This window comes from Actinocorallia lasiicapitis (assembly GCF_054778695.1).
Genome location: NZ_BAAGZI010000261.1, coordinates 1 through 8,657, shown reverse-complemented (window position 1 = coordinate 8,657; position 8,657 = coordinate 1). Strand labels below are relative to the sequence as shown.

The window sequence follows — 8,657 nt, the reverse complement described above, 5'->3', positions numbered from 1 at the left end:
CCGCTGCCGTTCGCCGACACCCGTCCGCCCGCGCAGCCGTCCTACCCGGCGGCCCAGCAGCAGGCCCCCTACCCGCCGGTGACGCCGCAGCCCTACGCGGCGCCCTACGGGCAGCCCGCCTACGCCGCCGGTTATCCGCAGCACGCCTACACCCAGCCCGCCGGACAGCCCTGGACCCTGCCCGCCTCCTACGGGCGGCGCGTCGGCGCGTTCCTCATCGACTGGGTGCTCGCGTTCACCGTGGTGATCATCGCGGTGATGATCATGCAGATCGGCCAGCCCGCCGACGAGGAGCTCTCCGACGCCCAGGGCGGCGTCATGATGGGCGTCTGGGCGCTCGTGTACGTCGTGTACGGGCTGATGGAGGGGCTGCTCGGCTGGTCGCCCGGCAAGGGCGCGCTGATGATCCGCTCGGTCGACGAGCGGGGCGGGCTGCTCGGGCCCGGCAAGGGCGTCGCCCGGGTGTTCCTGCAGATCGTCAACTGGTGGACCCTCGGGGTCGGCTACCTCGCCCCCCTCTGGGACGCCCAGAAGCAGACCTTCGCCGACAAGATCATCCGCTCCCGCGTCGTCCGGCGTTAGCGTGCCGGTTCCAGGACGGCGTTGCAGGCGGCGACCCTTGCTCGGCGGACGGCGCGGTCCAGGAGGCGCAGGGCTTCGGCGCGTCGCTGCATCTGGGTGGCGGTCAGGTTGTGCCCGGCCAGCTCCTCGGCCAGGGCCAGGACGGACGTCAGCCGGACGGCTAGCGCGTCCACCCGGTGGGCGCGGGGCGGATAGCCGGGCGGCAGGGTGCCGTCGGCGTTGGCGCGCAGTGCACGCAGGGCTTCGGTCCGGCGGCCGTTGACGTCGTCGAGCTCCGCGAGCACCTCGGTGACCTCGCGCATCGCCAGCACCAGCCCGTGATCGGCCTCGGCCAGCGACGGGACGTCCGCCAGGCCAGGACGGCCCTCGAACACCTGCCAGGCGAAGCCCACATAGGACGAGCCGCGCAGATCCGCCGCGGGCACCAGGCCGATCACCGAGTCCTCGACGCTCGCCAGCACCGCCTGGCCCGCCTCGATCGCCGAGGTGTTGAGTTCGGCGGGGCCCGTCAGGCCGAGCGGGTCGCCCGCCGCGGGCAGCGCCAGCCGGAACGCCGAAAGCCCCGCGGGGCGCAGCTCGGCCAGCCAGCGGCGCAACGGCACCTCGCCGACGAGCTGGGGGCCGGAGCGTTCCACGGCGTCCGCGGCGTCGTCGAGGCTCACATGACCGGCGAGCCACGCGTTCCCCCAGGCGGCGAGCGCCGGGGCGGGCTGTGGGGAGGGACGCATGGGAAACACGATAACCGGCGTCAGGGCGGGCGAGGGGACTGAGCGTCTGCAATAGGGTGGGTTGCGTGAGCGGTGAGGTGTTGAGGCTCGAAGGCGTCGTGATCCGGCGCGAGGGGGCCACGTTGCTCGACGGGGTCGACTGGACCGTCAACGAGGGCGAACGGTGGGTCGTGGTCGGTCCCAACGGGGCGGGCAAGACGACTTTGCTCCAGGTGGCGGCGACCACCCTGTTCCCGACGTCCGGGACCGTCGAGATTCTTGGCGAGCCCCTGGGCAAGACCGACATTTTCGAGCTGCGGCCGCGGATCGGTTTCGCCAGCGCCGCGGTCGCCGAGAAGGTGCCGTCCAGCGAGACCGTCATCGACCTGGTTCTGACGGCCTCCTACGCGATCATCGGCCGCTGGCAGGAGGAGTACGACTCCACCGACGTCACCCGCGCCGTCGAGCTGCTCGAGGCGCTCGGCTGCACGGAGCTGCTGCGCCGTCGTTTCGTCACCCTGTCCGAAGGTGAGCGCAAACGCGTCCAGATCGCCCGCGCTCTCATGCCGGACCCCGAGCTGCTGCTGCTCGACGAGCCCGCCGCGGGCCTCGACCTGGGCGCCCGCGAGGATCTCGTCGCCCGCCTGTCCCGCCTGGCCGACGACACGACGGCCCCCTCCATGGTCCTGGTCACCCACCACCTGGAGGAGGTCCCGGTCGGCGTCACCCACGCCCTCCTCCTCCGCAAGGGCTCCGTCGTCGCCGCCGGCAAGGTAGACGAGGTCTTCACCCCCGAAAACCTCACCACCTGCTTCGGCATCCCCCTCGACGTCGAACGCCACAACGGCCGCTGGTACGCCCGAGCCATCCTCGCCTAGGTAGACTCAATCTACGTAGATCTAATCTACCTGGATTCAATCTACCTGGATGGGGCGATCGATGGCTGGGTTCATAGGCCGGAGGGCGGAGCTCGCCCTGCTCGACAAGAGGCTGCGACGCGTCGAGACTTCGGGCACCGGGGTCGCCCTGACGATCCGTGGGCGCCGCCAGGTCGGCAAGTCGCGGCTGGTGCAGGAGTTCTGCGATCGATCCGGTCTGCCCTACATGTTCTCGACGGCGACCAAAGGGGCCTCCCCGGTCGAAGCGGTGGCCTCGTTCCTGACCGATCTGAGGGAATCGGCGTTGCCGGTGGATCGGGAACTGCTGCCGGCGTCGGGCGGGGGCAGCTGGCCCGACGCGTTCCGGGCGCTGGCCTCGGCACTGCCCGCGACCCCCTGCGTCGTCGTCCTCGACGAGCTACCCTGGCTCGCCGAGCAGGACGGCCTGTTCGACGGCGCGTTGCAGACCGCCTGGGATCGGCTGTTGTCCTCCAGGCCCGTGCTGCTCCTCCTGCTCGGCAGCGACCTTCACATGATGGAGCGGCTCACCGCCTATGACCGGCCGTTCTACGGGCGCGCCGACAACCTGGTGCTGGGGCCGCTGGATCCGGCGGACACCGGAGAAGCGCTGGGACTGGAGGCGGCCGACGCGATCGACGCGCACCTCGTCACCGGTGGGCTCCCCGGCATAGTGCGGACCTGGCCGCACGCGATGCCCGCCTTGGATTTCCTGCGCCAGGAGGCCGCGGACCCGGCCGCCGCTGTGTTCGGGGTGCCGGAGGCGTCCCTGATGGCGGAGTTCCCCAACCCTGACGTCGCCCGACGCGTCCTGGAGGCCGTGGGAGCCGGTGACCGCACCCATGCCAATATCGCGGCCACGGCCGGCAGCCGTGACGGCGCGCTCCCCTCGGGGACGCTGTCTCCGCTGCTGCGCCGGCTGGCGCGGGAGAAGGACGTTCTGGGGATCGACGAGCCGCTGTCGACGAGGCCGGGAAAGCCGGCGCTCTACCGTGTCGCCGACAGCAATCTACGGCTCTACCTGGGCATCCTGCGTACGGTGCACGAGCAGGCCCGGCGGGGACGCGCGGAAGCGGGTTTCCGGGTGGTCGAGCGGCGCTGGGCGAGCTGGCGGGGTCGTGCCGTCGAGCCGCTGGTCCGCCGGTCGCTTGAGCTCGCTGCGTCGTCGGGAAATCTGCCCTGGCCGGACGCGGAGGTGGTCGGCGGCTGGTGGAACCGTCAGTTCGAACCCGAGATCGACCTGGTCGGAGCCGACCGCGCGCCCGTCGCGGGAACGATCTTCTTCACCGGCTCGATCAAGTGGCTTGAGAGCTCGTTCGGCGCCCACGACCTCGCCGCGCTGAGCCGGGCGGCCGTCCAGGTGCCCGGGTTCGACCCGGCGACGACGGGAGTGGTCGTCGCCTCGCTCAACGGCGTGGCCGCCGACGTGGACCTGAGCTCCGTCGATCTCCTCTGGACGCCTCGGGACGTGGTCGAAGCGGGACGGTCATTACGATCGGGGGATGACTCCCTGGGATGTGGTGGCGGTTCTTGCTGCGGGGACGGCGGCTGGGGGGATCAATGCGATCGTCGGGTCGGGGTCGCTGATCACTTTTCCGACGTTGGTGGCGTTGGGGTATCCGCCGGTGCTGGCGAATGTTTCGAACAACATTGGGTTGGTTCCGGGGGCTGTGGCCGGTACGTATGGGTATCGGCGGGAGCTGGCTGGGAACTGGGGGGTGCTGGCGCGGCTGGGGAGCGCTTCGCTGATCGGGGCGCTGATCGGCGGGGTGCTGCTGCTGGCGCTGCCGGCGAGCGCGTTCAAGGTGATCGTGCCGGTGCTGATCCTGGTGGCGCTGGTGCTGGTGGTGCTGCAGCCGCGCGTCAGCGCCTGGGTGCAGAAGCGGCGGAAAGCCCATCAGGCGTCCGGGGGGCCCGTGCTGTGGGCGGGAGTGCTCGCGGCCGGAATCTACGGGGGATATTTCGGGGCGGCTCAGGGGATTCTGCTGATCTCGCTGCTCGGGATCTTCCTGGCGGACGACATGCAGACCGTCAACGGGATCAAGAACGGGCTGTCGGGGATCGTCAACGGGACGGCCGCGCTGCTGTTCGTGCTGGTCGCCGAGGTGGACTGGGCGGTCGTCGGGCTGATCGCGGCCGGGTCGACGATCGGCGGGCTGGTGGGGGCGAAGGTCGGGCGGAAGCTCAAGCCCTGGGTCCTGCGAACTGTCATTGTCTGTGTGGGTCTGGTGGCGATTGCGAAGCTCACACTCGGGTAGGAATCGAATATGAGTTCGATTCTGGTGGGCCCGTGAAGGGCGACCGAGTAGAGATCGTCATCGAGGCGGGCGACGCGCCCCGCACCTACGAGGTGGCCGCCACCAAGGCGGGCCGCCGTGTCGAGATCACCAACCGCAGGGGCGTCATCGAGGTCGTCGAGGTCACCCGCTCCGGCACCCCCGTCCGCACCGCGCGCTTCATGGCGGCCCGGGTGCTCGCCCTGGTCGAGCACCCGGCTGCCTGATCTCAGATCGGGCGGACCTGGACGATTCCGGAGGGCGTCACACGGGTGTCGAAGGCCGGCTGACGGGCGGTGGCAGGACCGTCGACGACCGAGCCGTCGGACGTGCGGAAAGTGCTGCCGTGCCAGGGGCAGACGACGCAGATCTCGTCGTCGACCCTGGTCATCCGGCCCTGGTGGAGCGGGCCGGCGAGATGGGCGCAGCGGTCGGCCAGGACGCGGACCTCCTCGTCCAGGCGGAGGACGAAAAGGTCGATGTAGCCGAGGGTCTGGTGGACGGGCCAGCCGTTCGGCAGGTCGTCGATGACGCACAGGTCGTGCCAGCCGAGCGGGGCGAGATGGGCGATCGACTCGGCGTGGCTGGCGCCCGCGGCCTGGCGGAACGCGAGATGGCCGCCCAGGAAGCCGCCCGCCATCAGGGCCGTGAAACCCGTGTAGCCGAGGGCTTTGCCGGTGCGGTGGCGGCCGCGCGAGCGGGCCAGCAGCGACGCCGCGTACAGGAGCGACGCGGTGCCCGTCCCCAGGGCGTGGACGAAGCCGACGCGCTGCTGCTCGCGGTGGAGGACCGACCAGTCGGCGAGCCCCGTCAGCGCCGTCGGGACGGCCGCGACCAGCCCCGCGGCGATCAGGGTGCGGGACGCCTTCTCGGTGCGGGGCAGCAGGTCGAGCAGCGCCGCCGAACCCCACGCGCCGATCGGCAGATCGGTCAGCGGGGCATGAACCGGATGGCCGACCGGAACCCCGTGCAGCAGATTGGCGATCGGGCCGCGCGGCACCACCCGTCTGACGGCCGAGGCGATCGCCTGGATGGGGCCGTCCAGCGCGCTGTCGAGTTCCAGCCGATCGGCCAGTGCCACCGGATGCGCGCGCCGCATGGGCCTGCCGACGCTTTTGATGATCCTGCCTGCTCTACCGCGGTTCACTGGCTCGGCTTCCCCTCTGCCTGCTGCCCGACCCTTCGACAGTAGCTCACGCCTAGTAATGGCCGAAATCTGACAAAGCGGACCACTCCCCTGGAATCGGTCCATCGCTTACGGTGAGGGGAGGTCGATCCCTCCACTTTGGATGTTGATCATGGAGAGCCCGGTAACGCACGGCTCCGACGTAGGACTGGTCGAACGGATCGAGGCCGAGTTCCCCGGGTGGGGCGTCTGGCGCAGCGACGCCGACCGCTGGTGGGCCTACCGCAAAGCCCACTCCGCCCTCACCCTCGAACAGCTCCGCGCCGGCTGCCGCCTGATCGTCCAGGCCGACACCGGAGACCAGCTGCGCGCCGCGATCCGGCACGAGATCGACCGCGCCGCCCGCTACCCGCGCTGACCGCCCCGCTCCAGCCGGACGGGCACCCCGTTGAACACGGCGTTGCCCGAGAGCGGATCGATCCGCTGGTCGTCGGTGAGGGTGTTGGCGCTGACGCCCGGCTGCTCCGCCGCCGTCGCCGTCCGGCTGCCGGGACGGCCATGGCCCCAGCCGTGCGGCAGGCTGACCACGCCGGGCATCAGCTCCTCCGACGGTTCGGCGGGCGCCTCGAGCCGGCCCGTCCGCGAGGTGATGACGACCGGGTCGCCTTCGGCGAGGCCGAGCCGGGCCGCGTCGTCGGGGTGGAGCCGCAGGGTGCAGCGGTTCGAACCGCCGACCAGACCGGGCGTGTTGTGCATCCAGCTGTTGTTGGAGCGCAGATGGCGGCGGCCGATCAGCACGAAACCGTCGGCGGGACGGGATGTGCGGAGCCGTTCGACGTCCGCCGCGAACAGCTCAGGGCAGAGATCGATCCGCTCTCTGACCAGCACTTCCTCCAGCCGCGGCTGGAGCGGACCGAGGTCGATGCCGTGCGGGTTCTTCTCGCGCAGGTCGGCGAGGGTGAGGCCGTAGGGGCCGAGGCGGAGCATCATGTCGAGCCGCGTGTCGCAGGACGGCGGGCCCAGCTCGGCGCGGAGCTCCGCGCGGCCCGCCTTCTGGAGTGTGCCCTGGATGACCATTTCGTCGAGGTCGGCGGCCGACATCCCGACGATCTCCCCGGCGAGCCTGCCCAGGATCTCCGCCTCGGACGGCCGGTCGCCGCGGTCGGCGAGCGGCGGGCTGTAACGGGCGTAGTTCCGTAGCGCGAACCCGAGAAGCGCCAGGTCATAGTGGGGGGTACGGGTATGTGGCGGCGGGGGCAGGATCACATCGGCGTGGCTGGTGGTTTCGTTGACATAGGGATCGACGCTCACCATGAACTCCAGCATCGGCAGCGCCCGGCCGATGCGGTCGCCGTTGGGCGCGGAAAGGACGGGGTTGCCGCCGATGGTGATCAGTGCACGGATCTGGCCGTCGCCCTCGGTCTCGATCTCCTCGGCGAGGGTCGCCACGGGGAACTCGCCGTTGGCCTCCGGCAGTTGCCGCACACGGCTGCGCCAGCGGCCCGTCTTATACGGGTGGGCGCGCTTGCCGATGGAGTGCGCGGTCTTGGGGAACATCGCGCCGCCCGGCCGGTCGAGATTGCCGGTGAGCACGTTGAGCGCGTCGACGAGCCAGCTCGCGAGGGTGCCGAACTCCTGGGTGCAGGTGCCGATCCGGCCGTAGACGACGGAGGTCGGTGCGGCGGCCAGACCGCGGGCGATCTCGCGGGCGGTCGCGGCGGGGATCCCGGTGACGGCCTCGGTCTGCTCGGGCGGGAAACCGGTGGCCAGTTCGCGGAGCTCCTCCAGGCCGTCGACGTCGTGGCGGAGCGCAGTGAGCCGCTCCGTGAACAGGGTGTGGACGAGGGAGAGGAGGAACCACGCGTCGGTGCCGGGCCGGATCGCGACGTGCTCGCCGAGCTCGGCGGTCCTGGTGCGGCGCGGATCGACGACGACGAGGGTCCCGCCGCGCCGTCGCAGCTCCTTGAGCCGTCCCGGCCAGTTCGGGGCTGACGCGATGCTGCCGTTCGATTCGAGGGGGTTCGCTCCGAGCATCAGCAGATAGTCGGTCCGGTCGAGGTCGGGCACCGGGATCGCGAGGGGGTCGCCGAACATGTAGCCCGCGCTGACGTGCTTCGGCATCTGGTCGGCCGTGGACGCGCTGTACACGTTCTTCGTCCGCAGCCCCTTGATGATCAGCGGCCCGTACAGCGGTCCGGCGACGCTGTGCGCCGAAGGGTTGCCCAGGTAGACGGCGACGGAGTTCGGTCCGTACTCGCCGACGATCCGGCGCAGCTCCCGTCCGGCCAGCTCGAACGCGTCGTCCCAGCCGGCTTCGACCCCGCGCACCAGCGGTGCGGTCAGCTTGTCGGGGTCCCCGTCGAGACGCCCGAAGCTGGCGCCTTTCGGGCAGATGAATCCCTGGCTGAACGGGTCGTCCTTGTCGCCCCTGACCTTGACGACCTGATCGTTCTCCAGGGTCAGCTCCAGCCCGCACAGGGCTTCGCACAGCGGACACGTCCGGAACGCGATTCGGTTCATAGTCCGTAGCTAAGCACTTATGGGACGGGTCGTGAACCCGATCGGGCGGGAGTGGAGAGACAGATCCGACCGAGAGAGGCCGTGCCGCGAGGCCGGGCTCTGCCCCCTACGGAAGGTCGGCCATGGGATGGCGACACAAATGGTGGATTTGCCGGGTTCTGGCATGGTGACGTCCATGCAGCTGGACGACGCGGAGCTGATCGGTGAGTCACTGCGCAGACCGGAGGTGTTCGCGGAGCTCTTCGACCGGTACTCGCGGATGCTCTACGGGTACACCTCGCGGCGGCTCGGGCCGGAGGGCGCCGAGGACCTGGTCGGCGAGACCTTCCTCATCGCCTTCGCGAAACGCAAGAAATACGACAGGACCTACCGGGACGCGCGGCCGTGGCTGTTCGGGATCCTCACCAAGCTGATCTCCCGCCACCACCGGCAGGAAGCCGCCCGCTACCGGGCGCTGGAGCGGAGCGCCCCCCAGGTCGTGCCGGTCGAGTCGCCGGCCGACCGGGTGGCGGCCGGGGTGTCGGCCGCGGCCGTCCGCGGCGAGCTGGCG

The 8,657-nt window shown here is 70.8% G+C and carries 11 protein-coding genes and 1 pseudogene; 7 read left to right on the top strand and 5 right to left on the bottom strand.

The window, feature by feature from the left end:
- Nucleotides 1-582: RDD family protein (locus tag ACYVE7_RS23800; protein WP_460367340.1), on the top strand; the 582-nt coding region annotated here is incomplete at its 5' end.
- Here ACYVE7_RS23800 and ACYVE7_RS23795 read toward each other — a convergent pair.
- Nucleotides 579-1,310 carry a hypothetical protein gene (locus ACYVE7_RS23795; protein WP_460367338.1) on the bottom strand — a complete coding sequence of 244 codons (732 nt, stop codon included), beginning with the start codon at nucleotides 1,308-1,310 and terminating at the stop codon, nucleotides 579-581. The genes ACYVE7_RS23800 and ACYVE7_RS23795 overlap by 4 nt on opposite strands.
- A gap of 65 nt (nucleotides 1,311-1,375) precedes the next feature.
- Between ACYVE7_RS23795 and ACYVE7_RS23790 the strand changes: the two genes are divergently transcribed.
- Together ACYVE7_RS23790 and ACYVE7_RS23785 are read left to right on the top strand one after the other, a co-directional pair.
- Complete coding sequence (locus ACYVE7_RS23790; RefSeq protein ID WP_460367336.1) at nucleotides 1,376-2,167, top strand: ABC transporter ATP-binding protein; 792 nt, start codon at nucleotides 1,376-1,378, stop codon at nucleotides 2,165-2,167.
- A 49-nt stretch (nucleotides 2,168-2,216) separates the two neighbouring features.
- Nucleotides 2,217-2,549, top strand: a pseudogene (locus tag ACYVE7_RS23785) (ATP-binding protein); the annotation flags it as partial.
- 36 nt (nucleotides 2,550-2,585) lie between these two features.
- Here ACYVE7_RS23785 and ACYVE7_RS23780 read toward each other — a convergent pair.
- Both ACYVE7_RS23780 and ACYVE7_RS23775 read right to left on the bottom strand, forming a co-directional pair.
- Nucleotides 2,586-3,029 carry a hypothetical protein gene (locus ACYVE7_RS23780; protein WP_460367335.1) on the bottom strand — a complete coding sequence of 148 codons (444 nt, stop codon included), beginning with the start codon at nucleotides 3,027-3,029 and terminating at the stop codon, nucleotides 2,586-2,588.
- A 374-nt stretch (nucleotides 3,030-3,403) separates the two neighbouring features.
- Nucleotides 3,404-3,595, bottom strand: coding sequence for a hypothetical protein (locus ACYVE7_RS23775; protein WP_460367333.1), 192 nt, complete (start codon nucleotides 3,593-3,595; stop codon nucleotides 3,404-3,406).
- A gap of 92 nt (nucleotides 3,596-3,687) precedes the next feature.
- Here ACYVE7_RS23775 and ACYVE7_RS23770 point away from each other — a divergent pair, with 92 nt between their 5' ends.
- Complete coding sequence (locus ACYVE7_RS23770; RefSeq protein WP_460367332.1) at nucleotides 3,688-4,443, top strand: sulfite exporter TauE/SafE family protein; 756 nt, start codon at nucleotides 3,688-3,690, stop codon at nucleotides 4,441-4,443.
- A gap of 32 nt (nucleotides 4,444-4,475) precedes the next feature.
- Complete coding sequence (locus tag ACYVE7_RS23765) at nucleotides 4,476-4,688, top strand: hypothetical protein (RefSeq protein WP_460367342.1); 213 nt, start codon at nucleotides 4,476-4,478, stop codon at nucleotides 4,686-4,688.
- Nucleotides 4,689-4,690: 2 nt separating this feature from the next.
- Here ACYVE7_RS23765 and ACYVE7_RS23760 read toward each other — a convergent pair whose 3' ends face one another.
- Complete coding sequence (locus ACYVE7_RS23760) at nucleotides 4,691-5,560, bottom strand: Rieske (2Fe-2S) protein (protein WP_460367330.1); 870 nt, start codon at nucleotides 5,558-5,560, stop codon at nucleotides 4,691-4,693.
- Between the two features lie 199 nt (nucleotides 5,561-5,759).
- Here ACYVE7_RS23760 and ACYVE7_RS23755 point away from each other — a divergent pair, with 199 nt between their 5' ends.
- Nucleotides 5,760-6,005 carry a hypothetical protein gene (locus tag ACYVE7_RS23755; protein ID WP_460367327.1) on the top strand — a complete coding sequence of 82 codons (246 nt, stop codon included), beginning with the start codon at nucleotides 5,760-5,762 and terminating at the stop codon, nucleotides 6,003-6,005.
- Here the strand turns inward: ACYVE7_RS23755 and ACYVE7_RS23750 are convergent.
- Nucleotides 5,993-8,107 carry a molybdopterin oxidoreductase family protein gene (locus ACYVE7_RS23750; protein WP_460367326.1) on the bottom strand — a complete coding sequence of 705 codons (2,115 nt, stop codon included), beginning with the start codon at nucleotides 8,105-8,107 and terminating at the stop codon, nucleotides 5,993-5,995. The genes ACYVE7_RS23755 and ACYVE7_RS23750 overlap by 13 nt on opposite strands.
- 175 nt (nucleotides 8,108-8,282) lie before the next feature.
- Here ACYVE7_RS23750 and ACYVE7_RS23745 point away from each other — a divergent pair.
- On the top strand, nucleotides 8,283-8,657 hold a 375-nt coding region (locus tag ACYVE7_RS23745), incomplete at its 3' end, for an RNA polymerase sigma factor (protein WP_460367325.1).

Coding starts and splice junctions, on each gene's coding strand:
- ACYVE7_RS23795 (WP_460367338.1), bottom strand. CDS start 1,310: ATGCGTCCCTCCCCACAGCCCGCCCCGGCGCTCGCCGCCTGGGGGAAC.
- ACYVE7_RS23780 (WP_460367335.1), bottom strand. CDS start 3,029: ATGGGTGCGGTCACCGGCTCCCACGGCCTCCAGGACGCGTCGGGCGAC.
- ACYVE7_RS23770 (WP_460367332.1), top strand. CDS start 3,688: ATGACTCCCTGGGATGTGGTGGCGGTTCTTGCTGCGGGGACGGCGGCT.
- ACYVE7_RS23760 (WP_460367330.1), bottom strand. CDS start 5,560: ATGCGGCGCGCGCATCCGGTGGCACTGGCCGATCGGCTGGAACTCGAC.
- ACYVE7_RS23755 (WP_460367327.1), top strand. CDS start 5,760: ATGGAGAGCCCGGTAACGCACGGCTCCGACGTAGGACTGGTCGAACGG.
- ACYVE7_RS23750 (WP_460367326.1), bottom strand. CDS start 8,107: ATGAACCGAATCGCGTTCCGGACGTGTCCGCTGTGCGAAGCCCTGTGC.